At 56.5% G+C, this 26896-nt stretch carries 27 protein-coding genes; 19 read left to right on the top strand and 8 right to left on the bottom strand.

Features of this window, described 5'->3' with window-relative positions; genetic code table 11:
- Positions 1 to 470: 470 nt before the first annotated feature.
- The 7 genes from J4721_RS08315 to J4721_RS08345 all read right to left on the bottom strand — a co-directional run bounded on the left by J4721_RS08315 (position 471) and on the right by J4721_RS08345 (position 7010).
- Positions 471 to 1496, bottom strand: coding sequence for a transporter substrate-binding domain-containing protein (locus J4721_RS08315; protein ID WP_076618387.1), 1026 nt, complete (start codon positions 1494 to 1496; stop codon positions 471 to 473).
- Positions 1497 to 1507: 11 nt separating this feature from the next.
- Positions 1508 to 2587: a transporter substrate-binding domain-containing protein gene (locus J4721_RS08320; protein WP_014878816.1), complete on the bottom strand. Its 1080-nt coding sequence runs from the start codon at positions 2585 to 2587 to the stop codon at positions 1508 to 1510.
- Positions 2588 to 2740: 153 nt separating this feature from the next.
- Positions 2741 to 3568, bottom strand: a complete 828-nt coding sequence (locus J4721_RS08325) for a hypothetical protein (RefSeq protein ID WP_014878815.1) — start codon at positions 3566 to 3568, stop codon at positions 2741 to 2743.
- A gap of 756 nt (positions 3569 to 4324) precedes the next feature.
- A complete protein-coding gene (locus J4721_RS08330; RefSeq protein ID WP_014873188.1) occupies positions 4325 to 4885 on the bottom strand; it encodes a DUF1190 domain-containing protein in 561 nt (186 codons plus the stop codon).
- 26 nt (positions 4886 to 4911) lie between these two features.
- A complete protein-coding gene (locus J4721_RS08335; RefSeq protein WP_076618379.1) occupies positions 4912 to 5322 on the bottom strand; it encodes a DUF350 domain-containing protein in 411 nt (136 codons plus the stop codon).
- Positions 5323 to 5341: 19 nt separating this feature from the next.
- Positions 5342 to 5986 (bottom strand): DUF2491 family protein, encoded by a 645-nt coding sequence (locus J4721_RS08340; protein WP_211002631.1) that lies wholly within the window; start codon positions 5984 to 5986, stop codon positions 5342 to 5344.
- Positions 5967 to 7010 carry an ion channel gene (locus tag J4721_RS08345; RefSeq protein ID WP_014873185.1) on the bottom strand — a complete coding sequence of 348 codons (1044 nt, stop codon included), beginning with the start codon at positions 7008 to 7010 and terminating at the stop codon, positions 5967 to 5969. The genes J4721_RS08340 and J4721_RS08345 overlap by 20 nt, the downstream gene beginning before the upstream one ends.
- A 164-nt stretch (positions 7011 to 7174) precedes the next feature.
- On the opposite strand from J4721_RS08345, the gene J4721_RS08350 reads away from it, so the two are divergent.
- Genes J4721_RS08350 through J4721_RS08360 form a run of 3 tightly spaced genes read left to right on the top strand, consistent with a single transcriptional unit; the run spans position 7175 to position 9458 of the window.
- Positions 7175 to 7621, top strand: coding sequence for a DUF2170 family protein (locus J4721_RS08350; protein WP_102857706.1), 447 nt, complete (start codon positions 7175 to 7177; stop codon positions 7619 to 7621).
- Positions 7618 to 8289: a PspA/IM30 family protein gene (locus tag J4721_RS08355; RefSeq protein ID WP_076618371.1), complete on the top strand. Its 672-nt coding sequence runs from the start codon at positions 7618 to 7620 to the stop codon at positions 8287 to 8289. The genes J4721_RS08350 and J4721_RS08355 overlap by 4 nt, the downstream gene beginning before the upstream one ends.
- 5 nt (positions 8290 to 8294) lie before the next feature.
- Entirely contained in the window at positions 8295 to 9458 is a 1164-nt protein-coding gene (locus J4721_RS08360) for a glutathionylspermidine synthase family protein (protein ID WP_102853813.1), read from the top strand.
- Positions 9459 to 9809: 351 nt separating this feature from the next.
- Here J4721_RS08360 and J4721_RS08365 read toward each other — a convergent pair whose 3' ends face one another.
- Positions 9810 to 11240 carry an FAD-binding oxidoreductase gene (locus J4721_RS08365; protein ID WP_211002630.1) on the bottom strand — a complete coding sequence of 477 codons (1431 nt, stop codon included), beginning with the start codon at positions 11238 to 11240 and terminating at the stop codon, positions 9810 to 9812.
- 578 nt (positions 11241 to 11818) lie between these two features.
- Here J4721_RS08365 and dctP point away from each other — a divergent pair.
- From dctP to J4721_RS08445, 16 genes are all read left to right on the top strand, one after another.
- Positions 11819 to 12817, top strand: coding sequence for a TRAP transporter substrate-binding protein DctP (gene dctP / locus J4721_RS08370; RefSeq protein ID WP_211002629.1), 999 nt, complete (start codon positions 11819 to 11821; stop codon positions 12815 to 12817).
- 69 nt (positions 12818 to 12886) lie between these two features.
- The gene (locus J4721_RS08375; RefSeq protein ID WP_211002628.1) at positions 12887 to 13465 is read left to right on the top strand and encodes a TRAP transporter small permease; all 579 of its coding nucleotides are present in this window, start codon (positions 12887 to 12889) and stop codon (positions 13463 to 13465) included.
- The gene (locus J4721_RS08380) at positions 13462 to 14751 is read left to right on the top strand and encodes a TRAP transporter large permease (RefSeq protein ID WP_102914971.1); all 1290 of its coding nucleotides are present in this window, start codon (positions 13462 to 13464) and stop codon (positions 14749 to 14751) included. The genes J4721_RS08375 and J4721_RS08380 overlap by 4 nt, the downstream gene beginning before the upstream one ends.
- Before the next feature lie 37 nt (positions 14752 to 14788).
- Positions 14789 to 15226, top strand: a complete 438-nt coding sequence (locus J4721_RS08385; protein WP_211002627.1) for a hypothetical protein — start codon at positions 14789 to 14791, stop codon at positions 15224 to 15226.
- Positions 15227 to 15495: 269 nt separating this feature from the next.
- Positions 15496 to 16617, top strand: coding sequence for a Xaa-Pro peptidase family protein (locus tag J4721_RS08390; RefSeq protein WP_211002626.1), 1122 nt, complete (start codon positions 15496 to 15498; stop codon positions 16615 to 16617).
- Between the two features lie 38 nt (positions 16618 to 16655).
- Complete coding sequence (locus J4721_RS08395; RefSeq protein ID WP_014873176.1) at positions 16656 to 17654, top strand: TRAP transporter substrate-binding protein; 999 nt, start codon at positions 16656 to 16658, stop codon at positions 17652 to 17654.
- A 54-nt stretch (positions 17655 to 17708) separates the two neighbouring features.
- A complete protein-coding gene (locus J4721_RS08400) occupies positions 17709 to 18203 on the top strand; it encodes a TRAP transporter small permease (RefSeq protein WP_102875950.1) in 495 nt (164 codons plus the stop codon).
- A 2-nt stretch (positions 18204 to 18205) separates the two neighbouring features.
- On the top strand, positions 18206 to 19516 hold the full coding sequence (locus J4721_RS08405) for a TRAP transporter large permease (RefSeq protein WP_102914975.1): 1311 nt from the start codon (positions 18206 to 18208) through the stop codon (positions 19514 to 19516).
- 3 nt (positions 19517 to 19519) lie between these two features.
- The gene (locus J4721_RS08410) at positions 19520 to 20146 is read left to right on the top strand and encodes a TetR/AcrR family transcriptional regulator (protein WP_076618343.1); all 627 of its coding nucleotides are present in this window, start codon (positions 19520 to 19522) and stop codon (positions 20144 to 20146) included.
- 125 nt (positions 20147 to 20271) lie between these two features.
- A complete protein-coding gene (locus J4721_RS08415) occupies positions 20272 to 21627 on the top strand; it encodes an aminotransferase class III-fold pyridoxal phosphate-dependent enzyme (RefSeq protein WP_211002625.1) in 1356 nt (451 codons plus the stop codon).
- A 3-nt stretch (positions 21628 to 21630) separates the two neighbouring features.
- Positions 21631 to 22353, top strand: coding sequence for a haloacid dehalogenase type II (locus J4721_RS08420; protein ID WP_211002624.1), 723 nt, complete (start codon positions 21631 to 21633; stop codon positions 22351 to 22353).
- 18 nt (positions 22354 to 22371) lie between these two features.
- A complete protein-coding gene (locus J4721_RS08425; RefSeq protein ID WP_102873403.1) occupies positions 22372 to 22863 on the top strand; it encodes an Lrp/AsnC family transcriptional regulator in 492 nt (163 codons plus the stop codon).
- Between the two features lie 122 nt (positions 22864 to 22985).
- Entirely contained in the window at positions 22986 to 24440 is a 1455-nt protein-coding gene (locus J4721_RS08430) for an NAD-dependent succinate-semialdehyde dehydrogenase (RefSeq protein WP_211002623.1), read from the top strand.
- A 12-nt stretch (positions 24441 to 24452) separates the two neighbouring features.
- Complete coding sequence (locus tag J4721_RS08435) at positions 24453 to 25517, top strand: tartrate dehydrogenase (protein WP_102873401.1); 1065 nt, start codon at positions 24453 to 24455, stop codon at positions 25515 to 25517.
- An 11-nt stretch (positions 25518 to 25528) separates the two neighbouring features.
- Complete coding sequence (locus J4721_RS08440) at positions 25529 to 25867, top strand: tRNA-binding protein (RefSeq protein ID WP_211002622.1); 339 nt, start codon at positions 25529 to 25531, stop codon at positions 25865 to 25867.
- A complete protein-coding gene (locus J4721_RS08445; protein ID WP_211002621.1) occupies positions 25867 to 26751 on the top strand; it encodes a DMT family transporter in 885 nt (294 codons plus the stop codon). The genes J4721_RS08440 and J4721_RS08445 overlap by 1 nt, the downstream gene beginning before the upstream one ends.
- The last annotated feature ends 145 nt before the right edge of the window (positions 26752 to 26896 follow it).

Here is a 26896-nt window from a genome sequence, read left to right on the forward strand (position 1 = left end):
GAAGTTTCCCGAGAGAAAAACATGTGATCCAATTAAATCAATGACTTAAACCACAACAAAGTCAGCACCCCTGACCCGAAATCAACCCCATCACCGCCAGAACTCCCCCGCAAAGACATCCAAATCACACTTACCCACAGACTCGACCCACATATCCACAGACCAACCCAAATCCAAAACGAGTCACAATCCAAAAAAAGTGCAAAACACCGGTTAGTCTGCGTGGTGAAGCCAATGGCCATGGCCCCCAGATATGTCTTAGCCAACTCTCTCTACATATAAGAAGATGGGCGAGAGCGGCGAAAGGCGCGCAACAAAGACTGCCACCCCCGCTGTATTAGAATGCGCCGTGCCGTCGGACTGCAAACGCCGCGCCCCGGGAAGGGGCGCGGCGTCTGGCCCAACAGAATAGGACCAAAGGTTCGGTTCTGGCGGGAGACCCTGCCCGTCAAGGCGCGGATCTTCCGGTATTACTGGAGCTGGGCCCAGAACAATTCCAGATGACGCGACACGATTTCCTGAAACCGGCCATCGGCCTTGAGCGCCTTCAGGCCTGCGTTGATGCGATAGAGATGCGAGGTGCCGCGCCAGTGGCGTTTGGAAATCACCACGTGAAGGCCCTCTTCGGAGAGCGGGCGTTCAAGAGGAAGCACCTGATCACGCAACCCTTCGGAGATAAGTGTATTCGCGCCGAGAAAGAGGTTCAGTGAGACCGCATCCACCTCCCGCGCCATCAGCTTGCGGAAGCAGGCGCCGGGGTCGGCTGCCTGAACCAGCGTCAGCTTGCCCTCGCTCAACCAGCGGCGATCTCCGCGATCAAGGTCATGGGTGTAGTACCCTTCAGGGCGGCACAGAGTCTTGCCCAACATATCGGTGTCGCTGTTAAAGGCGAAGGCCGCATCTGCCCGCACGAAGACCATGATCGGGATGGTCATCAGCGGCTCCGAGAAATGGAAGTTCACGCAGCGTTCATCTGTTGGGTTTGCCGCACAATCCGGCTTCATCCAGGGAAACCCCATGTCGAACTGCTTCTCATCCAGCATCGGGAACAGATGTTTCGACCAATCCTGCTCCCAGGTGATCGAATAGGATACAGGCGCGGGAGTCAGCTCCAGCGCGGCATTGACCAGTTCGGTCACCATCCCCTGACCGGGCAGCGCCTGATCGGTAAATGGGGCAAAGCCACCGCCGGTCAGCAACTTCATCTCCGCATCATCCTTGCGGAGCGGCGTGGCATCGGGGGCAGTGGCCTGCTGTGCGCAGGGGATGTGCAGCGTTTTACCGGGAATAACGCTCGGCCCCTCCAGCACATGCTGGTTGCTATAGTAGATCAGTGTCCAGCGGCTACGGTCACCATAATGGGTTTCGGCGATCGAGAAGAGTGTGTCGCCGGGTTGAACCCGGTAATCGACATTGCAGATGGCTTGCGCCGCGCGTGGTGCGACGCCGATGGCCAGCAGCAACGCAATGGCTGCCGTTGCGAGATGTTTCAGCATGGCGCCCTCCCTCAGAAGCCGGCCCAGATCCTGGCCATGTGATCCTCGATAATGGCCTGATAACGACCATTCTCACGGATGTTGCGCAGACCCGTATTGATCATGGCCAGCATTTCATCGGCCTGTGGATGGGTTTTATGCACCACGACATGGATACCCAGCACCGAAAGCGGCAACGGCAGCACCTCAAACTGATCAAGCAGATCGTTTTCTTTCATCACGCTGCGCCCGGTGAATTCATTGATCGCGACGGCATCCGCCTCGCCTTTGGCGACCATCTCGAAACAATCGGCAACCTTATGCGGCTGCTTCAGGGTGATCTTTTTCTCCTCCATCCAGCGGCGACCGTAACCATCCAGATCGAAGGTCAGATAGCCAGCCGGACGGCAGAGGGTCTTACCCTCGATGTCGGCGTCACTCTCAAAGGTGAAGGGGCGTGACTTATCCACGAACAGCAGCATCAGCGTCTCAAACATCGGGTCCGAGAACAGAAAGTTCACGCAGCGATAGCTCTCAGGCATGGTGTCGCAATCCGGGCGATACCAGGGGAAGCCAAGATCCAGCAGCGCGTTCGACAGCAGCGGATCGAAATGGGAGGCCCAGTCGTCCACCCAGTGGATGGCAAAGCCCTGCGCCGGGGCGGCATCGGTCATCGCTGCATTCACCACCTCGGTGATCAGCCCGCCATTATGGGCGGTCTTGGAGGTGAAGGGCGCATAGTCATCACCGGTCAGCAGGTTGATCTTGCTGCGTACGGCGGCGGTACCCGGCTGCACCTTGACCGGTGCCGCGACCACAGGTTGCGCATCCGCAACGGCCTTACCGCCGGGCAGCCCTGTCGGCAGGCCATTCAGGCAGGCCATGGTCAGTTCCATGCCGACGCGGATCGCATCCGGGCGCGGGCCAATCGCGTCGATGTTGCGGCTGTGGATGGCACTCCACATGCCCACATCCTTGTAGAGCCGGTCAGCAATCAGCGACAGGCTGTCCCCGGGGCGCACCTTATATGTGCCGCCGCAGGTCTCTGCGGCCAAGGGTGTGGCCAATAGGCCGGTAACGCAACAAAGCGCCGCGATCAGGTGTTTTCTCATAATGTCCCTCTTGGGTTTAACTCGGGCGCCTCGCGCCGATCATCGGCGCCGCCTCTTCTGTCTTAGGAAGGTTGGAAGACTTGTCTCTTGGCGGCCTACCACGCATCGACCGAGAGCATGGGCGCGCGCAGCAGAAACGGCCCGGAGCTGGTGTTACTGACCGACGAACAGCGCCAGAATGGTTGCGGTATCGACGCGCCCATCCGCTCCGATCAGCGCCCCAGGTACGGTGATGGTCTCGCTGCGATAGGCATCATTTACCATTTGATCGATATAGGCAGGCGATTGTCCCTGCCCCACGGCCCGCAACACCAGACTATACAGCGCGGTATGGGCCTGCGACGCCGGGGTGGCGGGCTGGACTGCTTCCGCAGATGGTGTCGCAGCGCTGCCACGCCGCAGCGCCGCCAGCGTTCCTGCGGTCATCTGCGCGACCATGGCATCTTCGGCGCTGAGCGGGGCGGCGGTTTCGACCGCAGCCGTTAGCAGTTCCTCAGCCGCGGCCCGCTCGCTGGGGGTGGCACTTGGATCCAACCCTGCCAGCGCCTGAGGCGTCAGCAACCGTGCTACACGCGGCTGATCACCAGCTGTATCGGCGGTCTCATCAGGTCCGAACTGTAGCACTGCAAGACCCACGGCAAAGAACCCCAGGACCGCAGCCGCAGCCCCCAGTTTCATGATCGGCGACACCCGGGCCAAGGGACGGCCGAGAGCAGGCTTACGCCCGCCAGTCTTCCCGTCTGCGGCTTTGAAGGACCCGGCAGCCCCCTTATCGATATCCGGATTGATGTCAGTCCGATCCTGCGCAACGGAGGCCACCGCCGCAATATTTGCCTTGGCGCGGGATTTTCCCGCCTGAGGCGAGCGCAGCGTACTGTTGCTCGAGGAAATAACACCATCAATCTGGACCGAGCGCACCGGACGGTCACCGGTACCAGCGACCTCTGTTCGGGTTTCACTGTCTTTTTTAACGCTCAACATCGGCCCACATTACCCCCCGGCTGCTCCGAAAATCGCGGTCGAGCCGCGTTTTATTAACCGATTCTTAACGTTTGAGCGATTCTGCGTCAACATTCTGCGGCAGAATGGTAAATCGCTACAGGATTTGCTGTGGGAAAGCCCATGTTGAGAGGCCAACCGGGGATTCCCTCAATATACAGAACCAAGGAATTCGGCGTACGCATGTCGATCATCTCGGCTGTACACAGGCCCGCCGCGCGGGTCACCATTTGCACGAAGTGCAATCATGAGGCGAGTTTCATGCAGATCAAATCGCAGAGCGGCATAAGCCGACAAAGGATAGCGTCGTCCTGTGCCTCAGCGCCATCACCAGCCCGAGTGAACCATCGCGGGCAGCCGGAACTTGCTGCCCGCGATTGAAATGTAGGGCAGCCCGAAGCGCTGCGGCGCCCTTATTCATTCACAAGGGAAAATCTGTCACTTGCAGCTTCCAAGCGTCGGCAGCAAGCCAGACCAGCATATCACGATTTAGCGCATGGACGAATTCATCCGCTTTAGTTCTGGGTTATCTACATCCAGACATTTTCGTCATCTCGTGCTTCTAATTGAATTCACAAAATCACTCAATTGCTTCAGGCATCATCTGACAATGCCTCTGATGTCAATTGGTTGGCTGCGAAACACGCCTAACGGTGTAGTAACTGCTACAAACTACGGGTGCCGCCGAACGTAAACGCGATTTACATAACAACAACCGAACTCGTCGATCCAAGCAAATCAGCTTCCAAAGGAAAAGCCGCTGCGGGAGCCGAAACCGCCTCTGGAAGCCACTGTCGTGCGTGTCTGGATCTTGGGGGCGGCCCGCTGCACCTTGGGATTATAAGCCCGGATGTTCTTTTTTGTGGTGCCATACCGGCCGCCACCCAAGTAACCAACGTAACCACCACCTGTGGAATAGTAGTAACCCCTGCGGGTCCTGTCGCGGTAAACAGGACGGACAAAGTCGGAAACAACGCCCCCGGCGATTGCTCCGGTCACCAAATATCCCATCGGAACAGGCGAATAATATGCCTGGTTTCCGGATTTCTCATAAGAACAATCTGTGCCTTGTTCCTCACAAAGGGGCCGACTGTTGTACCGGGGTGCTGTGGTTTCATGAATCCGCTTTCCCTCGTCGATCAAAGGTGCGCAATCCCCATCAGGAACATGTTCTGAAGAAAAACACTCCGACACCGTCCGGTACAGCTCCCCTTCAGTATCGAAATCTTCCTGACAGGCAGTCAATGCGAGCGAAGCTGACGCCATAGTCAAGAGCTTCACAGATCTTGAACGTTTCATGCGGGATCTCCCGTTGTCCTGTCGTTTCAGTAGGTGATGCAAGCTGCATTAAGCAGCCCAACGGTGACCGAAATGCCTGCAAGCTTGATGCTGACGGCAATCTCACCGCGGGAAATGCGCTCGGAAATCAGGGGGTAGAAACGCTTGAAAACCTGATAGACGGCAAGCTGCGCAATCCCGGCGATGACACCCCAGATCAAGAAATCAATCAGGTTGATCGAATTCGCAGCAGCGCTGGCCAACGGTAGCGAAAAACCGATGAATGCCGCGCTCAACACTACCGATGCAGCGGCGTTATTTTCTTTGATCAGTGCGACCTCATCATTGGGGGTCATACGCATGTACAGCGCCATGAAGAGCATCAGCAAGATCAAGGCTGTTGCAAAATACATTAGGAAGGGAATGAGCCCAGCCAGTGTGGCTGTCAGAAGTGTCATAGTGAGGTCCTTTTGTGGATCACGTGATCAATGCATGCCGGGGCAGAACCCGGCCAATGAGAAACGAAGCCGAACGTTCGCCGTCTTCCGGCTCCTCCAGATTGACGAGAAGCATTTCGTCGCGCCCGTCGCTCAGTCCGCGCCCGAACAGCATCGCAGTCTGGAAAATTCGGGAAGGCGCTGCACTGTCTCGGGTTTCGCGCACGTCTTCCCAATACGTCATCGGGTCTTCAACCATGTCGGAGTGACTGAACCAGGCGCGTTTGAAAGCCACGCTGCTGGTCTCGGCCTGCAAGTCAAACCGGCTCTGCCGCTGTCGGGTTGTGAGATCATTCCAATCTGCGTCGCGGGACGGATACTGCACATCGTAGGCATACCAAAGCATGATCTCGTCCACCCGATCGTCCTCATACCCGTCGCCGCCTTGGATCTGCAGCAGGTATCGGTCGTCATCGGTGTAGAAACGATGCAGATGCGACTGCTCGCCGAGGTCGCAGTGCCCCTGCGCACAAATCATAAATCCGGTCTGAGGCGGCTCCAGCAGCGTATCGACGCCCAACAGCTTCAGCTCGATCGGATCAATGGTCACGCTGCGGCCGATGGTCAGCCCAGCCACCTCCGGCACGCTGTTGGCTTTCTTGCGGTTAAACAATGACCGGAACATCACCAAGCCCTTTGGAAATTTGCTTTGCTGTCAAACGCGCTGAACAGAGATAATAAAAGGATCCACCGACATGCAAATGCTCCGGAAACGGCAGGAACCTGTAATCGGAATCGCCTGGCCCCGACAAGGCAATCAGACTTGCGTCATTGTTTGCCAAAGCTGCGGTCAGCGCTGTGATGGAAACGGTGCCACCCACAGCTGCCGAATAGATTGTGGCACCGACATTTGCAGCTGACAACGCCATAAGGATGTTACCCGCTCCGGGATCCTGGGCGGCGCGCACCAATGCCTCGGAGGCATTGGAGACGATGGCTTCCAGACCGGCGATCTGAGCTGCCCGCCGGGCCGTGTCGCGATCATCAAAAAATGCGGCTATATGCAGGGTTTCATTCAACTCCCTGATCGCCAGACAGGTATTGAAAGTTTCGGCGTCAGAGCCTGCGTAGACCAGAACTTTGTTGGCCTGGCGAATGGCAGCACGTTTGAGTGACGCCAGCGCATCCAGTCGCTCTGCCTTGACTAGGTAAACTCCCTCCGCCAGCTCTGCTTCGCTACTTTTGGTCAGCAGAACAATTTTGTCATCGCCATCCTGCCCGGCAATCAGGTTTTCAATCATGAGATGCGTGTGATCACGGTTGTAGCCGACAATCACCGTCGCGCCCTTCATGTTTTCGTAGTTGCCATAGCCGTCGGCCATCCGCCTGATCCTTTCCACCATCGATCCCGCCAGCCAACCTAAGGCAGCCGAGAAAATGAGCAGCGAGCCCGGGAAAAACCACAGGGCCGCAACCAACCGCCCAGCCTCTGTTTGCGGCGAGTAATCCCCGTAGCCGACTGTCGAGGCCGTTGTGGCAGCAAAGTATACATATACAGAGAAATTGCTGGTTAATTCCTCCTCGCCTGCAACGTGGAACAACAACCACGAGATAGCAAAGAAAGCCAGCCCAGCCAGGCAAAGCAGCCACCACTTAAGTTCAAGGAATTCCCGGTAAAATTTGACCAGAAGCCGGTAAAGAATGGGCACCTGAAATTGCCTTTGCCGTCAATTATCGTGGCGAAAAGCATGGTGACTCTCCATCAGGTTGTCAATTCCCATAAAGGATTCAAAATCTTGCACTCCATCTGCTTGAAACAGCCATGACCAAGGACTACGAATAGTTGCAGCTTTTTATCCTTGTGGAGAATATTATGCCGGATACGGGCAGAAACTGGACTGTCGCATCGCTGAAGGCGGCGCTGGAGGAAAACGGGCAAGGCAGCGGCATCCGCTGCGCCGCAGCCGATGGAGCGGATGTCTTGGAGGTGGTGCTGGAGGATTCAGGTGATTTCCTGCTGCACGTTTCCGTCGGAGAAGAGCAGATCCTGTCATCGGCCATCTTGTGGCCGCGCGACGCCCAGGAAGACCCAGCCGGTTTCGAAGCCATGATGCTGCGCAGCCACAAGTCGCTGTTGCCGCTATGTGCTCTTTCAATCGATTCAATCGGCGGACGCGAATATTATGAGATTTTCGGCGCTATCTCCCGCCAAGCGCCGCTGAAGGAAATTCTTGCCGAATTCCACGCCATCGCTGACAGCGCACTTGAGCTGGCCCGCGATATCGGCCCGCGCGCAATCAACCAGGAGGATGTGGCATGAGCGTCTGGAGAAAACTGGTCACCGCTATCAAGGGCTCAGCAAACGAAGCGGCAGAAGCCGTGGTCGACGCCAATCTTCTGAAGATCCTCGACCAGGAAATGCGCGAGGCAAAAGACGCCATTGGCAAGGCCCGCGACGAGAAGGCCCGAATGACGGCCAGCAAGATTATGAAAGAAAAATCCGTCGCTGAGATGATGACGGAGATCGAACGGCGTACCGAAGCCGCCCGCACCGCAAAACAACAGGGCGACGAGGCGCTGGCGGTGGAAATCATCGAAAGCGTCCTGAAACTGCGCGACAAGGTCGAGGCAGATCAGGCACTGGCCGACCAGTACCAAAAGACCGAAGAAGGCATGGACAACGCCTTGAAGCAGTCGCAGTCCCGTGTCGAAACGCTGCAGCGCAAGATCGAAGCCGCCAGGGCAAATGAGGCACTGCTTGAGGCGCAGAAGGCAACGTCGGTCAATGCCAGCTCCTCCAATGCGCGGCTGTCCAATGCCATGGCCAGTCTTGAACGGCTGGAGCAACGCCAGGCGCATCAGCAGGCAGTACTTAGTGCAGCCGAGGAAGACGCGCAGCAGATCTCCGGAGAAGCTCTTGAGGATCGGATCAAGGCGCTGGAGAACCCGGCCAAGAATGACGTTCAGGCCATTCTGGCCAAGCTGTAGTTCGAATGGAAAGACGTCTGTTGCCAGAGCGCCCAGGCTGGCGTGCTCTGGCTGAATCTCTAGGCTTTGGTTTTCATTCCATGTATGGCGTCCCCTACTGGGACGAAAGCCGGGCTTATGTCTTCACGCTCCGCCAGATCGAAGAGGACATCGAGGAGCCGACGGAAGGGCTATGGCGGATGTGCTTGACGCTGGTTGCCGAAGTTGTGGCCGACCCCGCCCTGATGCGCCGCATGGCGATCCCCGAAGCCTATCACGGTTGGATCTCCGAAAGCTGGCAACGCGGCGACCCGTCACTCTACGGCAGGTTCGATTTTCACTATGATGGCAGAGGTCCAGCAAAAATGCTGGAATTCAACGCCGATACGCCCACCGCGCTTTATGAAACGGGCTTTTTCCAATGGGTCTGGCTGGAACAGCAGATCGAGACCGGAGCGCTGCCGGCAGACTCTGACCAGTTCAACTCTGTTCAGGACCAGTTGATTGACCGCCTGAGCTGTATGTTTGCGCCCGGCTATCACCTGCATTTTGCCAGCGTGCGCGGCAGTGAAGAAGACAGGGCAACCGTAAGCTATCTGGAGGACTGCGCGCGCCAGGCTGGGCTGATTCCTGAATTCGTGGCGATTCAGGATATCGGCCTGGATAGCCAGGGGCGGTTTGCCGACAGCAAGGACACAGTCATCGAGGCGATCTTCAAGCTATACCCTTGGGAGGACATGTTCCGCGAGGACTACGGCTCGGCCCTGCCCGCAGCGGCAACCCGCTGGATAGAGCCGCCTTGGAAGGCGCTGCTGTCGAACAAGGCGATCTTGCCATTGCTTTGGGAAATGTTCCCGGACCACCCGAACCTGCTGCCTGCTTGGTTTCAGGACGAGGCGCCGCGGGACGCGATAGATGCTCCCCATGTGGTCAAACCACTGTTCAGCCGGGAAGGTGCCAATGTCACGCTACGCCGACCAGGGCAAGATGTCCTAAGCACGCCAGGTGGGTACGGCTGCGAAGGCAGCATTCTCCAGACCTACTGCCCGCCCGCCCGCTTTGGAGATGACAATGCAATGCTCGGGTCCTGGGTCATTGGCGATACTGCTTGCGGACTGTGTATCCGTGAAGATACCAGCGAAATCACTCAAGATCTTTCACGCTTTGTCCCACACATTATTTTGAAATAATTCCTGGTCGTTAGCTGTTCAGCCCCTACATCTGAGTCAAGCCACGGTTTTTCCATTGGAAAATAGCGATTTGGCCAACCTTCTAGAGTTTTTCTTCTCTACAGCCAACCATCAGTCAAGAATACCGACTTCCAGATTTGTCGGCAGAACTCTGACGAAGACGGTGAGATGCAGGGTGGGAAAGGATAGCGGACGCATTTCCTTTTCAGTTGGGTACCTCTTGATCGAACCGCATTCGGCTCAACTCACAACTGGTCCCAATCCAGCAATATCGCCTTGATGCAAACACGTGTGCCATCTGCGAATCCAGCTGCACCCAAGGTGCGCATACTTCGCACCATCCCTGCGGTTTCAACTTAGGTCGCAAATCTGGCTGCCCACCACTTTCCCGGGATTCATAACCTTGTTGGGATCAAGAACGTCCTTAATTTTATCCATGAGATGGCGTTTGAGCGGATCTCCATAACTTTGATCGAGCGACAGCTTGTCCTGCCCAAGTCCGTATTCAGCGCTGAATGAGCCGTCGAGTTTTGCGACGAGGTCATAAATGCAGGGAGAAACCTCTGCACTCACTTCATCGAGGTAGGCTGGAGACTCGGCACCTTCCGGGGCAAGCACGTTGAAGTGTACATTGCCATCCCCAACATGGCCGTAAACAGAAAGACGGGCTCCTTGCCCGTACCGATGGACGAGATCGGAGCCAAGTTCAATGAACCTGGCCATATCAGAGATACGAACAGAAACATCATGCTTCACTGAGCCGCCGTTGAGCACTTCACCTTCGGGGATGTGTTCACGCAGGTTCCAAAAGTCCTGTCTTTGCTGTTCGCTTGTTGCAATGACACCGTCCACGATTGTTTCGCCGGACATTCCATCCTCAAAAAACGCTTCAATGGCCTGGTCGAGGCCCAGAACCGGGGAGGACGATGCGGCCTCGATCAGCACAAAATGTTCGGAAGAAGTTTGAATGGGGCGGCGCAGTTCAGGTTTGCCGGCAAAGAGAAGGTCGAGAGATGCACCAGAGATGTATTCAAACGACGTGACTGCCTCACCTGTATACCGCTGAGCTTTTGCCAAGAGCGGCATCAAATCACTGATCTCATTGATCGCCAGAAAGGCAGTGACGCGACTCGCCGCGGGCAAAAACAGACGCAAAGAGGCTCCTGTAACGATACCGAGCGAGCCTTCAGCGCCAATCAGTAGCTGGTGCAACGCATACCCTCGATTGTCCTTCCGCAGCGGGGACAGGTTGCTGAGCACTTGGCCATCCGGCAGCACGACCTCGAGGCCCAGAACCAGGTCCCGGGTAATCCCGTAGCGAACTGCCGAAACCCCTCCGGCATTTGTCGAAATGTTCCCGCCAATTTGGCACGATTGCTGAGAGCCAAGCGACAAGGGGAACATCAAATTCTCCTGTTCCGCCGCTTCATGGATCTCAGAGAGAATGCATCCCGCATCAACAGTGATCGAGAGGTTGTCGGCATCCATCTCCCGGATCTTGTTCATGCGCTGCAAGCTGATCAGCAGTTGCTGGCCGCTTTCGTCCGGGGTCGCGCCGCCGCAATATCCTGTGTTGCCGCCGACCGGGACAAGGGCGACGCTGTGCAGATTGCAAAGTTTGACAATTGAGGCCACTTCCTCTGTCGAACGGGGTCGCAGCAGTGCGGGGCTTTCGCCGGTATACTTCTTCCGGAAGTCAGTTGTGTAACCGTTGATTATGTCTTTGTCGTTCACCACGATCTCTGCCGGCAGCTCCGCCAGCACTTGTTCATATGGAGTCATCACGCACCCTCTTGTGTTTGATCGGCATGGTAATGGGCGCTCGCTTCATGAAATTTTGTTTTCCTGTCCGGAAAAGGCATTCTGTGCCGCCTTGGCAGAAGTTTGGGCCATCAAACTGTTTGCCGTCTCATAGATCTCTGAACGAACGTCCCGCCAAGATCACGAGATGCAGGCACCAAGCCGCAACCCGCCAAAGGCAGGCCGTAAGTAAAAAATGAGCGTTAGAATCGACAAACTGACGGCAAGCGGTGCAGCGCAAAAGATGGCACTGAAGGACCTGATTAAGCCCACAGATTCTGCCGTTTCACTGCAGCCTTCAGCATAATCAGGATTTGCCGTGCTCCTACTCTGATTGAACCAAAGAGGAGGAGGGGAACCTTTGGTGATGCCGGAAACAGCACAGTTTTATGACCCTGCTGACACAGGCGATTGGTTGGCGGTGGTCTCGGCAAGCTCGCCCGCAAACCGCTGCAGACCTTGTTCGCTCTGCTGACGCTCTCACAGCGGAGCACAAGAAAGCCGCGTGCGGGAGCACCCTCGACCACGACATCCTTCGGTCATGAGGAGAGATACTGAAGATGAGAACATTCCTAAAATATCTGGCAGCTGGATCTGTTGCATTGCAGCTTGCCGCGCCCGCATTTGCCGCCGATATGCGGCTGAAGTTCGCCGGGGTTTTCCCGGTAGATCACCAGGGTTCCAAAATGATGGAACAGGTCAAAGCAGACATTGAGGCCGCAGATGTAGGCCTGAAGATTTCGGTGTTCCCGGCCAACCAGCTTGGGTCCGGCGAAGCACTGCTGGAAGATGTTGCCCGCGGGAACATCGATTTTGCCGCTGCATTTCTTTATGCAGACACCGACCCGCGTCTTGAAATCCTATCCATGCCGTTTCTCGTGAGCGACTGGGACGAGATGAATTCTGTCATGCGCGACCTGGATTCCGAATTCAACACCATCATTCAGGAAACCCTTTCTGACCATGGCATCCGCCTGCTCGGTCAGAACCCCGAAGGTTTTGTCGGCATCGTGGCCACTGAAGAGCCGGCCAACTGGAACAACTTCGACGCCAAGAACATGAACATTCGTGTCTGGTCCTCAAATGTGGTGAAGTCGATGGTCGAAACGCTGGGTTATCAGGCAACCACCATGTCCTGGGGCGATATCTTCCCTGCAATCCAGTCTGGCATTGTTGATGGCGCAATCTGCTGCACGAAGACAGCAACTTACTCGATCTTTGCAAAGAGCGACGTGGGTTCGCATTTCGTCCAGTACAATTCGATCCCCGAGAACACTTCCTACTACGTTTCGGAAAAGACCTGGGAAGAGCTGAACGAAGCGCAGCGTGAAGTCGTGCAAGCGGCCTTCACCAAGGCTTCGGATGACTTCTTCGCTTACAACCGTGAAAACGATGCGGTCTTCGAGCAGAAGCTGGTCGAAAGCGGCTACACCATTCTGAAGTTGTCCCCGGAAGAGCAGGAGGCCATGGCCAGCAAGGTTCGTGCTGAAATCTGGCCCATGCTTGAAGACAGTGTCGGTAAGGATAACATCGATCGCCTTCTGTCCAGCCTGAACTAACACACTGAAAACACAAGAAGGGCCGGCCGTCACAGGTCGGCCCAAGTGTATGCATACAGGGGGAAATCTATGGCGCATATAGCCGAGATATTACCAAAGGGTATCGCAACGCCTCTTCAGGGCTCCCTGAGGATGATGCGCTGGATCGTGATCCTCAGCGGATTTCTGATGTCAGTCACGTTTTTTCTGGTCGTGATCATCAGATATGGCTTCAACGGTGATCTGTTCGCCTATGAGGAATGGCTGCTGACAGCCTGTTTCTGGGGGTTCTTTGCTGGATCAGCTTTGGCCTCCGAACGCGGACACCACATCAATGCAGACATCCTAGGGATCATTATCACAAACCCCAGACTGCGATGGTGGCGCCGACTGATCGTGCTGACAATTGAATTGGTGGTGACCGCAGCCATTCTCTACTGGGGGTATCTGATGCTGGCCGAGGAACTGGCCAAATACCCGATCTGGAAAACCACCCCAGCCCTGAAGATCCCATACTTCGCTTGGCGGGTCTCAATCTTCCTTGGCTTCTTCTTCATGACGATTTTTGCCGCAGTGTATCTCTACGCGCACATCAGAGGCATCGAAATTGACTACGGGGACGACACGGACGCCGAAGACATGAACAAGAAAGAGGAGGCTGATCAATGATCATTGCAGGCAGTCTGGTCATTATCTGCGGCATGCTGCTGCTGGGTGTTAGCGTTTATGTGGCATTTGGTGCGGTTCTTCTTTTCCTTGCGGCCATGGGAGGGCACGAAGTTTCGGGCTACCTGCCGTCGGGTTCGACGAAACTGCGCTCCCTGGTTCTGCTGGCGATCCCTCTCTTTATGATTGCCGGGACAATCATGGAGCGCGGCAAAATCGCGGCTCCGCTTGTCAGCCTTGCCGAACTGTTCATCGGCCACCTGAAAGGCGGGTTGAGCGCAGCAACCGTTCTGGCTTGCGGGATTTTCGGATCCATTTCCGGTGCCGCCAATGCGACGCTGACCTGTATCGGCAGCATCATGATGCCGCATCTTCGCCGCGCGAATTACCCCGAAGGGCAATCGGCCGCGCTGATCGTATGCGCAAGCCCCTTGGGCCTTCTGATCCCGCCCAGCGGAAACCATATTCTCTATGGCTGGGTGGCGCAGCAATCGGTGCTCAAGTGCTTTCTGTCGACCGTTGTTCCGGCGCTCATCCTGATCACGCTGCTGATTGTCGTGAACCAGTTCATGCTGCGCAAATATGATGACATTGAACTGCTGGAGCGCCCGCAGGATTTTGGCCTGGCGTTCCGGCAAAAGGCGACCCTGGCCTTTCCGGCCTTGCTGATGCCGCTCATCATCCTTGGCGGGATCTACGGTGGGATCATGACGCCAACCGAAGCGGCTGGCGTCGCCGTGGTCTATGCTGTTCCGGTGGCGATCTATGTCTATCGCGGCCTGACTTGGCGCACGCTGGTCGAGGCTCTGACGGATTCAGGCGTGATCATCGGCGTCGTCATGGTGATGATCTTCATGGTGCTGATTGTCAGCAAGTTCCTGATCTTTGAAGATATCCCGAACATCGCAAAGGATCTGGTCTACTCTGTGTCAGACAACCCGATTGTGATCCTGCTGATGGTCAACCTGGTCATGATCCTGATCGGTATGCTGATGGACGACATTTCCGGCCTGCTGCTGTCGACACCGATCCTGCTGCCGATTGTGCAGGGTGTCGGAATGGACCCGATCCATTTTGCCGCTGTGCTGGGGGTCAACCTTGGAATGGCGAACATTACACCGCCTACTGCCCCCTTGCTGTACCTCGGCGCGAAAATCACCAAGACACCAGTTTCCAGCATGCTGCTGCCGACGCTGATCTTCATCATCTTTGCCTGGCTTCCGACACTGGCATTGACGACATTTGTTCCGGAGATCGCTCTTTGGTTGCCCGAGCTGCTTTTGGGGTGATCCCAAAATCCGGTTCTTCCGCAGCTCGAACTGAGTTTTGAAGAAAGAACAGGCCGCACCTTCGCAGGTGCGGCCTGTTTGTCTTCTCCGCCTTAAACCTCTGCCATTGACGGCAGCGATTCCCGGAAACGCTTTTTTGAGTTCAGGAGTACTTGAATTCGCCCCTGACGGAGAGCTGCAGCAGAATTTGCTTCCTGCCAACGCCGCAGCAGCACAAAATTCCGCCAAAGGAGAGTGGTGCGAAATTCACTCTCTCAAGGCATGCGCAGCTGGCATACCGGGGATGATGACTTGGTGGTTTATTGAGCAAAAGCAGTGTCTTAAAAGTTATCTCAAGCTCAACAACAGAGCTTGCCAACATCATTCACTGGAGACGAAAATGACCAAAGACCTCAAGAACACGGTGGAACTTTTCGGGTTTGTTGCAGCTGGCCTCGCCGTCATCGGAGCAATGGTTGTCGCATCGCTGGCATGAGTTCTTCCGCACAGTGTACGGGCACTGAACCATCAGAACAGACTATTTGAGAGCCGGCTTAACCGCCGGCTTTCATCGTTTTTCGGGAACTGACTTCACAGCGTGATTGCCAGATTCTACCTGCCTGCCACGCCAAAAACAGATCGTGCCGCAAACCCCCATCTCCAAGGCATTCCCTGCCGAAAACCCGCCGAAAAAAGCAGAAAACGCCGGGCGGAAAAGGCCTCAATTAAGAAACAGTCAATCCTGATTGTTAGTTGAGGAAGACCATGCCCGAACATCAAAACCGCCTCTCTGCGCTCGAAGAAAAAGTCAAAAATGCTGGCCTGGACGCCTTTCTGATTTCGACGAAAGACAGCATCTTTTACTTCACTGGTTTCCGCTACGAACCCTTTGAACGCCCGTTCTTCATTGTTGTCCGCCCCGGGCAAAAACCGGTCTTTCTGACGCCCCGGATCGAAGCCGAGAACATGGCGACCATCGCCGTGCCGCATCTGATCGTCGAATACATCGACTACCCCGCACCGGCCGGGGGCAGCTATATCGAAGCGCTGCAAACGGTGCTGTCCGCTGATGCAAACATTGGCGTCGAAATGTCGATCACCGGTGAGTTGATGGTGGCGCTGTCCAGCTGGTCGCCCCGGGTCCTGCCTTATGTCGAACAGCTCCGCATGGTCAAAAGCCCGCATGAAATTGCGGCGATCCGCAAGGCCGCGAAATATTCCGACCGTGGCCTGAAGCTAGCAATGGATTTGGCCCGCCACGGTAGCCGCATCGCGGACACGGACAAGGCAAACAGCCTGTTGCGCGAAGAGATCGCGCAACAGGAAGGCTATCTAGACCCCTATATTTCAAACATCTGGCAGGGCATTTGGGCCGCACCCTACAGTGCCCAGCCGCACCGCTTTCCAGAGCCCTCGGACACCCTGATAGAAGGGCCGAATGTCGGTCTCTCTTTCCTGCGTGTGAATGGCTATTCCGCGGAAACTGAACGCACCTTCTTTGTGACCTCTCCCCGCAAAGAAGATGCCGAAGTTTTCAACACCATGGTCGAAGCCGGAAAGATTGGCTTCGCAGCTTTGCGCCCAGGCGTCAGCTGCCACGAAGTCGACCACAAGGTGATGGAGTTCCTTCGCGCCGAGGGCTTTGGGAACAATCTCCTGCATCGCACTGGCCATGGGATCGGCATGGGAGGTCACGAAGGCCCCTGGGTTGCCGAAGGCAGTGACGACGTCCTGCAGGAGAACATGGTGATCAGCATCGAGCCAGGCATCTACTGGCGCGGCCAGGGCGGGTTCCGCCACTCGGACACCGTTCTGATCACCAATGACGGTTACGAGATGCTGACCGACATGCCTCATGACATTGCGTCAATGACACTGGGCAGCTGACGTCCAAATCAAAACCAAACCAACAAGGAGAATCCAAAATGAAACACATGCTTCTCGCAAGCGTGGCGGCACTTTCGTTCGCTGTCACCGGCGCCGCAGTAAATGCGGCTGATGTCACCCTGAACCTTTCCAACGAGTATTCGGCCACGTCCATCCATGGGGTTGGCGATGCGCGCTTTGCCTCATTGGTCGCCGAAAAGACCGGCGGGTCCGTCGAGGTCGTGGTCCATTACGGCGGTGCCTTGGGCTACAAGTCGGCTGATCACTTTGACGCCGTCGGCGAGGGAGCCCTGGAAATCGCCGACACCTACGGCGGCGCGCTTGGCGGCATTGATCCGCTGTTCCTGATCTCTTCGCTGCCTTTCTTCGTGACCACAGTGGAAGAGGCCGAATTGCTCTACAAGGTGGCTGAACCCGAGTTCAAAAAGGTCTTTGAAGAAAACGACCAGATCCTGCTCTACGCCTCTCCCTGGCCACCGTCAGGCATCTGGGCCACTGATGCGAAGAACTCGACCGATGCATTGGCGGGACTGAAAATCCGCACCTATGACAAAAACGGCACCACTGCTCTGAACGAACTCGGCGCAGCCGCGGTTCGCTTGTCCTGGGCCGACGTTGTCCCTTCGATTTCGACCGGCGCAATTGATGCGGTCCTGACATCTGCCGAGGGCGGGGTTTCAGGCAGCTTCTGGGAACACTTCACCACGTTCACCGAGATCTACAACTATGCGATCCCTCTGAATTTCGTCCACATTTCGAAAAGCACCTTCGACAGTCTCAGCGCAGAGCAGCAGGCTGCTGTCCTCGAGGCAGCCGCCGAAACCCGCGACCAGAACTGGGCTGCGATCCCGGATCGTCTTGCCGCTACCTACGGTCAGCTGGCCGAGAACAAGGTAACGGTGGTCACATCGGACGACGACACCTACCGGACCGCCCTGCAATCCGCCGGCGAAGCTGCTCTGAAGGACTGGCTGGAGACCACTGGCGCCCGGGGGCAAGCCCTGATTGACGCCTTCAATGCAGCGAAAGCTCAATAACACCCCACAAGTCGGTGGCGTCTCCTGAAGCCACCGACGATCCCGGAGAATACCATGCGACTTCTTCTGCGTGCGATTGATGCTGTGTCCTATTGTGCCCTGATTTGCGCGGCTGCCATTCTCATATACGCCGTTTCCCACATCCTGCTGGAAACCGTCATGAGGACTTTGTTCGATACCTCGACCCACGTCCTGGATGAGTTCATTGGCTTTGCGGTTCTGTCGATCACCTTCTTATCGCTGTCCTGGACACTGCGGGACGGAGGCATGATCCAGGTAAACTTGCTTACTCTCAGGCTCCCGCGCAGAATTAAGCAAGCGACCGAATTCATCGTGGCTGCCTGCGCAACTGGTCTGGGGGCCTACTTCTGCACATTCCTGTGGCGCAACTTGATCAAGAACTGGAAGCGCGGCGCAGTCAGCGAAAGCGTAGCCGAAGTCCCATTGTGGATACCGGATGCCATTGTCTTTGCGGGCGCTTGCCTGCTGGTGCTGCAGTTATCGGCCCTTGCCATCCGCCCATTCATTCCAAAGACACAGGAGGGCTAATCATGGACCCCGTTACAACAGCACTCGCCGTTTTCATTCTGATGCTCGCTGTTTTGGCGACTGGTATGTGGGTATTTCTTGCTCTCGCCACCGCTGCGGCAGTTTCGCTGTTCGCCTTCATGGGTTTCCCGCCTGACAAGATCGGAGCGATTGCCAGCCGGATCATTGTGCGAAGCGCCTCCTCCTGGGAACTTGCCGCTGTTCCAATGTTCATCTGGATGGGAGAAATCATGTTCCGGACGGATATTTCCGAACGGCTCTACAAAGGTCTCTCTCCGCTCGTATCAAAAATTCCTGGAGGGTTGCTGCATACCAATGTTTTGGGATCCGCTCTCTTTGCCGCCGTTTCCGGGTCCAGCGCCGCGACAACTGCCACTGTCGGCAGGATCACCACAAATGAACTGAACCAACGCGGGTATTCCCAAAGCCTTGCGCTTGGCTCCCTCGCTGGTGCCGGCAGCCTTGGACTTCTCATTCCCCCCTCTATTGTCCTGATCATCTACGGAGTTCTGGCCGAGGTCTCGATTGCAAAGCTGTTCATCGCAGGTGTGGTTCCCGGCCTCATGATCGCAGCATTTTATGCGGCCTATCTGGCCGCAAGATGCGCAATTACACCAGCACTTGCACCCAAGGACGCAATCAGCAAGGAAGACGCCCGGCCAAGTGCTATTCTGGGCAACCTTGCTCCGGTTTTTAGCCTTATCCTTGTGGTTATTGGGTCAATCTACACCGGATGGGCCACGCCGTCCGAAGCAGCAGCCATCGGTGTCTTTGCCGCGCTCTGTTTCGCGGCATTCAGCCGGCAATTGTCGCGCGCCATGCTGGCGGAGTCGCTGATCAATGCGCTCAAAACCTCCTGCATGGTTTGTTCAATCCTGATGTGCGCAGCCTTTCTGTCGTCCGCCATCGGCTACATGCACATCCCGCGCAATATCGCCGTAGCGATCGATGCTCTCGACCTGTCCCCTTATGTGCTGATTGCTTCTCTGGCGATCTTCTACATTCTGCTCGGGTTTTTCCTGGATGGCATTTCGATCATCGTGATGAGCCTGCCGATCACTTTGCCTGTCGTCGTCGCCGCTGGGTTCGACCCGATCTGGTACGGTATTTTTCTGGTGATAATGATCGAGCTGGGCCAGATGACACCGCCTGTTGGATTTAATCTGTTTGTCATTCAGGGCTTCTCCGGTGTGCCGATCCACAAGGTGGCGGTCTATGCGATACCTTTCTTCCTTTTGATGTGTTTCGCCGTGCTGCTGATGGTCGTCTTTCCGCAAATTGCGCTTTGGCTTCCAGCCTATCTGGCAGGCTAAGACATGACGGCATCCAGCAAGCCACGGCGCACACAGGCCGAAAGATCCGCGGCGACCCAGGCCCGGATATTGGAAGCAGCACAGTTCCTGATCGTTGATCGGGGACTGGCGCATACGTCAACACAAGACATCGCCCGCCAGGCCAACGTGTCGCGGGGAGCGATGCTGCACCATTTCCCATCACGCAAGGACCTCATTCAGGCGGCCTATGCTGAGATGCTTTGCCGCGAGGCGGATCTGCTGCGCAGTTTCACCCGGACACTGCAACCTGGCCAGAACCGCCTGAAAGCCCTGACCGAATACATCTGGGAAAGATACCAAAGCGGAATCTTTCAGGTGTCCATGGATTACCTGTCCGAAGCCCGCGTGAATGAGACAGAACTGGCCTATGTCGCTGCAGAATCCCAAAAATTCAACGAGGCGCTCAATGACGTCTGGCACGTCGAGCTCGCGGCGTTCGGCTGTAGCGCAGACATACGGCAAGCCATGATGAATGAATTCATGTGCCTCGTTCGCGGCATGGCATTCCAAAGCCAATGGCGCGATGACCCGCCATACTTTCAGAATATGCTGCAAAACTGGCTTCTCAGAGCACGATCCACTTTAATTCCGGCAAAGTCAGTCAGGTAGGTGCAGCATAAAATGCTGTCAAAGGAAAAACGACGGCCGAAAATGCCGTTCCCGGCTGCAAAACGCACTTTCCTTCCGGCAGTTTCCCTTACCCTCGATTGAAAGCTCATACGGGAAAGAAACCGATGCGATCCAACTCTCTTATCGAAAAAGACCGGGCCCACTATTTCCATCCTGTGGTTCCAATCCGCGCCCACGAAAAACGGGGTGTAACTGTTATGCAATCGGGGCAGGGTGTCTTCCTGACTGACTCCGAGGGCAATGAACTGCTCGACGGCTTTGCAGGTCTGTGGTGCGTCAACGCAGGATACGGCCACGAGAATGTTGTTGCCGCTGCCACTGAGCAAATGCAGCGCTTGCCCTATGCAACCGGGTATTTCCACTTTGGCAGCGAGCCGGCAATTGAATTGGCGGCCAAGCTCGCCGAGTTGTCTCCTGGCGATCTGGACCACGTGTTCTTCACTCTGGGCGGTTCGGATGCGGTGGACACTGTGATCCGTATGGTGCGCTACTACTTCAATGCCCGTGGCGAAAGCTCCAAGAAGCACTTCATCGCGCTGGAAAAGGGCTACCACGGCTCCAGTTCAAACGGTGCCGGGCTGACCGCGCTGCCGGTGTTTCACGACAAGTTCGACCTGCCGATGCAATGGCAGCACCACATTGCATCGCCCTATCCGTATCGCAACGAAGCAATCTCAGATGAAGAAATCATCGCGCAGGGCGTCGCCAACCTGAAGGCCAAAGTTGCGGAGCTTGGTGCTGAAAACACTGCTGCGTTCATCATGGAACTGGTCCAGGGCTCAGGTGGTGTGATCGTACCGCCGGAGGGTTATGCCAAGGCTATGCAGGACACCTGCCGCGAACTGGGCATCCTGTTCATTGTGGATGAAGTCATCACGGGCTTTGGCCGGACCGGGCCGATGTTTGGCTGCGAGCACGAAGGGCTGACGCCTGACTTCCTGACAACCGCCAAAGGCCTGACCTCGGGCTATGCGCCTATGGGTGCGGTGTTTGTTTCGGATGGCGTCTATCAGACCATTGCCGATGCCGCGCCGGAAGGCGTGCCGTTTGGGCATGGTTTCACCTATTCGGGGCATCCTGTCAGCGCAGCTGTCGCTCTCGAGGTCATCAAGCTCTACGAGGGCGGTATGATCGAAAATTCGAAGACGGTTGGCGCCTACTTCGAGGCACAGCTGAAAACCCTGCTGGATCATCCGCTGGTCGGTGATGTCCGGGCCAAGGGACTGCTGGCAGCTGTGGAAATCGTCACTGACAAATCCACCAAGGCGAAACCAGCCAAGGAAATGAACGTTGCCGCCCGCCTTGCCAAAGCAGGTTACGAGAACGGCGTTATTTTCCGCGCTTTTGCGGATGACGTGATCGGCCTTGCCCCGCCCATCTGCATCACTGAGACTGAGGTGGATCTGCTGATAACCCGTCTCCGTGTGACCCTGAACACCCTTCTGGATCTGAAAGGATAAGACATGAAACTGAGCGATTTCAAAGCACTGACCTTTGACGTCTATGGCACCTTGCTCGACTGGGAAACCGGAATGGTCACCGGCTTGAAACCCCTGACAGACCGGGTGAGCCGCAGCCTGTCGCGCGACGACATTCTTGAGGCGCATGCCTTTTACGAAAGCACAACGCAGCGCTATACGCCGTCGAAGAAATACTACGAGCTGCTGCCCGTAGTGTACCGCCGCCTGGCTGAGGAATGGAACGTTGAGGTCACCTGGGAGGAATGCGAAGCCTATGGCCGTTCCGCACGTCACTGGCCCGCGTTCGACGACACAATCGAGGCTCTGACCTACCTGAAGAAACACTTCAAACTGGTGGTTCTGACCAACACCGATAACCTTACCTTCTCGGGGGCCAATACCCGCCTTGGTGTGCATTTCGACGGCGTCTACACCGCCGAGGACGTTGGCAGCTATAAGCCGTTCGACCGCAATTTCGACTACATGCTTGAAATGCTCGCGCGTCAGGGCATTCAGAAGCATGAAATTCTGCACACCGCTGAAAGCATGTTCCACGACCACGCACCGGCCAACAAATACGGGCTGTCAAATTGCTGGATCTACCGCCGCCACGACAAGTCGGGCTTTGGCGCCACCATGAACCCTGGCGAAATGCCGAAATATGACTTCCAATTCAACAGCATGATGGACATGGCAAAGGCCCATCAGGCAGAGTTGGCGAGCTAAGCAACGGGAGGAAAGAATATGGTGGGGACGCCGAAACTCGACCGGATCGACATCAATATTCTTTCCACTCTGCAGACGCAGGGCAACATTACCAATGTGAATTTGGCAGAGGCTGTGGGCTTGTCTCCCAGCCCCTGCCTGCAAAGGGTAAAGCGGCTTGAGAAAGCGGGCTACATCCAGAATTACCGGGCCGTTATCAACCTCAAGAAACTGGCTGAGCACGTAACGGTTTTCACCGAAGTCACACTTGCAGACCACCGCCGCAAGGACTTCGTGCGGTTCGAGAACGAAATCCGCAAGCATGACAACGTAGTGGATTGCTACTTGCTGAGTGGCGGATATGACTACCTGTTGAAGTTTGTCGCGCGCGGTGTGTCACAGTATCAGGAGATCATGGAGGATCTTCTGGAGCGGAACCTCGGCATCGATAAGTACTTCTCATACATCGTGATTAAGCCGGTTGTAGAAAAGCACAGTGTACCGATCCAGGATCTGGTCGACCGCAACTAAGCTGCGGCACAAAATGTTAAAACCGGGCCAATTGCGGCACAGGATGCTACCGGACCGGAAAATTCAAGATTTCCCCTCGCGCAAACCCGATAGGATTTTCCTAACTGCTGGAGTTGGAAATTATGAACCTTCAAGATATCTCTCTGTTTCGTCAGCAAAACCTGGTCGCGGGCGAATGGATCAACGCCGACAACCGCGCGACGATCGAAGTTGACAACCCCTCAACACTTTCTGTTGTCGGCACTGTGCCGAACTGCGGTTCCGACGAAACGGGTCGCGCAATTGCCGCCGCCGAGGCTTGCTTTGCGACCTTCCGCAAAACCACTGCAGCACATCGTGGCGCGCTGCTGGAGAAGTGGTTCGACCTGATCATGGAATCTCAGGATGACCTGGCTACGCTCATGACCCTGGAGCAGGGCAAACCTTTCGCGGAAGCCAAAGGCGAAATCGCCTATGCCGCGTCTTTCGTGAAATGGTTCGCCGAAGAGGGCAAGCGCGTCTATGGCGAAACCATCCCCAGCCCGGTTCAGGACCGCCGCATCATTGTGCAGAAACAGCCCGTCGGCGTCTGCGCCATCATCACACCCTGGAATTTCCCGGCGGCGATGATCACCCGGAAAATCGCTCCGGCGCTGGCTGCAGGCTGCCCGGTGGTCATCAAACCTTCGGAGTTCACGCCATTCACTGCCCTCGCACTCGGCGTGCTGGCGGAACGCGCGGGCTTTCCGTCCGGGGCGGTCAACATCGTCACAGGGGACCCTGCAGGTGTCGGTGGAGCACTGACCGGCAGCCCTGCGGTGCGCAAGCTGTCTTTCACCGGCTCCACCCGTGTAGGCAAACTGCTCATGGAGCAATGCGCGGGCACCATGAAACGCCTCAGCCTGGAGCTGGGCGGCAACGCTCCTTTCATTATCTTCGACGATGCCGATCTGGATCTAGCTGTCGAAGGTGTCATGGCCTCGAAATTCCGCAATGCGGGGCAAACTTGCGTCTGCGCCAACCGCATCTTTGTTCAGGCCGGTGTTTACGACGCCTTCGCTGAGAAGCTGGCAGCCGTTGTTGGAAACATGAAGTTGGGCGACGGGTTTGAGGACGGTGTGGAAATTGGTCCCATGATCAACGACGCTGCCATTGCCAAGATCAAATCACATCTGGACGATGCCACTGCCAAGGGTGGAACCGTCATTGTTGGCGGCACCCAGGATGACAGCAGCAAGCGCTTCATCAGCCCGGCGGTTGTCACAGGTGTGACCACCGATATGATCGTGGCGGACGAAGAGACCTTTGGCCCCGTCGCGCCGCTCTTCAAGTTCGACACCGAGGAAGAAGCGCTGGCCGCAGCCAATGCCACGCCTTACGGGCTGGCAGCCTATTTCTACACCAACGATCTGACCCGTACATTCCGTGTCAGCGAAGAGCTGGAAACCGGCATGATCGGTATCAATGTGGGCGGCTTCGCCACTGAGGTCGCGCCCTTCGGCGGCATCAAGGAAAGCGGTCTGGGCCGTGAAGGTGCGCGTCAGGGTATCGATGAATACCTGGAAGTCAAAACCCTGCATATCGGCGGCATCGCGTAAGGAATCCCGGCTATGACAAAAACATATCGTATCGCAGCCATCCCCGGAGACGGGATCGGCAAAGAGGTTCTGCCGGTCGGTCAGCGCGTCATTGACCTTGTGGCGCAAAAGCACAACTTCACTGTGGACTGGACCGAATTTGACTGGTCCTGCGAACGCTATCACGACACGGGCCGTATGATGCCCGAAGATGGCATCGAGCAGATGAAGGCGTTTGACAGCATCTATCTGGGGGCTGTCGGCTTCCCCGGTGTTCCGGATCACGTGTCGCTTTGGGGTCTGCTGATCCCGCTGCGCCGCGAATTGGATCAATATGCCAATGTCCGCCCCGTGCGCCTGTTGAAGGGCATTAACTCGCCCCTGGCAGGACGTGGTGCGGATGACATCGACATGATAATCGTACGCGAAAACGTCGAAGGGGAATACTCCGAGATCGGCGGGCGCGTCTATCAAGGCACGGAACACGAGGCCGCCATTCAGGAAAGCATCCTGACGCGGCGCGGCACGGACCGGATCATGGATTATGCGTTCAACGTGGCCAAAACCCGCAAGCGCAAACATGTGTCTTCGGCCACCAAATCCAACGGCATCATTCATACAATGCCGTTCTGGGACGAGCGTTTTGCCGCCGCCGCCGAGCGTCATCCGGGGATCGGTACGGCCCAGTTCCATATCGACATCATGACCGCGAATTTTGTCCTGCATCCGGATTGGTTCGACGTGGTTGTGGCCTCGAACCTCTTTGGCGACATCCTGTCCGACCTGGGTCCGGCTGTCGCTGGCTCAATCGGTATCGCGCCCTCGGCCAACATCAACCCGGAGGGCAAGTACCCCTCAATGTTTGAACCGGTCCATGGCTCGGCGCCTGATATCGCAGGCAAAGGCGTCGCCAACCCGGTTGCTGCTGTCTGGACCGCTGCCATGATGCTGGAGCATCTGGGCGAGCCCGGGGCTGCCGCAGAAATCGAACGCGCAATCGAAACCTCGCTGGAGCGCGCCGACACTAAAACCCGCGACCTCGGCGGTACCGCCGATACTGCAGGGTCGGAAGCCGCCATTCTGGCCGCACTGTCGTAAGGAACAATGACATGAACAAAGCAGAGATCGTCTATGATGACTTCGCCAAGGTGGAAATGCGCCTGGGCAAGATCGTCGAGGTCAAGGATTTCACCCGCGCGCGCAACCCCTCCTATAAGGTCTGCGTTGATTTTGGTGCGCTAGGTCAGCGCTGGTCCAGCGCTCAGATCAAGAACTACTCCGAGGAAGAGCTGCTTGGGCGGCACGTCGTTTGCGTGGTGAACATGCCGCCACGCAACATTGCCGGTTTCAAATCTGAAGTCCTGGTCATGGGAGTCCCGAACGAGGCTGGCGAGACTATCCTGCTGCAATCCTCGCATGATGCGGTTCTGGGAAGCGAAGTCTTCTGATGTCAGCCCGGCACACAGGATTGGGCGCTTTGGCCATTCTGTCCTGGGGCACATTGGGGGTTCTTGGAGCCTTTTCAGCCTCCCTGCCGCCCTATCTGGTCCTGACGTTCTGCTTTGCGATCGCTGCGGGCATGGGGCTTGCAATTTGTGCCGCAACAGGCCGGAAGCCAGTGCGTCTGCTGGACCGGCGCACCATCCTGTTTGCCGGGCTTTTGACAGCTTACCACTTGTCATATCTGGAAGCCTTCCATCATGCGGCGCCGATCCCGGTGTCGCTGATCAATTACCTCTGGCCTGCTTGCCTGATCATTCTTGGCAATTTGTTCTTCCAGCTGCGCAGCGGGTTCCCGGGTTACCTTGGAGCCGCGCTTGGTTTTGCCGGGGTGTTAATCCTGATCGGCAACGATGGATTTGCACTCAAGCTATCTGAGATATTCGGCTACGGTCTTGCCTTTGTTGGAGCAATTCTCTGGGCGCTGTTCTCAAACCTGCGCCGTCATGATCCGTCAGACGCTATCTCTGCCATGACGACAATCTGCTTTGCGTCGTCTCTGATTTGCGGGCTTTGGTGGATGACAAAGGGTGCGAACCTGCCGGCGCTGACCGCCTCGAATGTTTGGGTCATCGCCGCGCTGGGTTTGGGCCCTGCCGGAGGTGCGTTCTTTCTCTGGGATCTGGGAATGCGCCAAGGTCACGCTGCTCTGCTTGGTGTCCTGGGATACTCAGCTCCGGTATTCTCCACCATGCTCATGCTCACGCTCGGGTTGGGCCAGCCAGGCTGGGAAGTCTTCGTCGCGATTGCTTTCATCACTGTAGGCGGGATCGTGGTTCACACCGGATCGACGGCCTCCTCTTCCGACAAGCCGAAGGCACGCGCGAGGTGAAGCAGGTATGGAACAAAGACCACCGCTGAAGTTAAGACTGTCTCCCCTCAACCCCACGGTTGCCAAACTGCTTTTCTGGGCATTCTGTGCCTTTGTAGCAGCCTCAGTCTGCATCTCGGTCTGGCTCGTATCAGGTGTTGAGCCA

The sequence above is a fragment of the Phaeobacter sp. HS011 genome (genome assembly GCF_018101215.1).
In the GTDB taxonomy this organism is placed as follows: Bacteria; Pseudomonadota; Alphaproteobacteria; order Rhodobacterales; family Rhodobacteraceae; genus Phaeobacter; species Phaeobacter inhibens.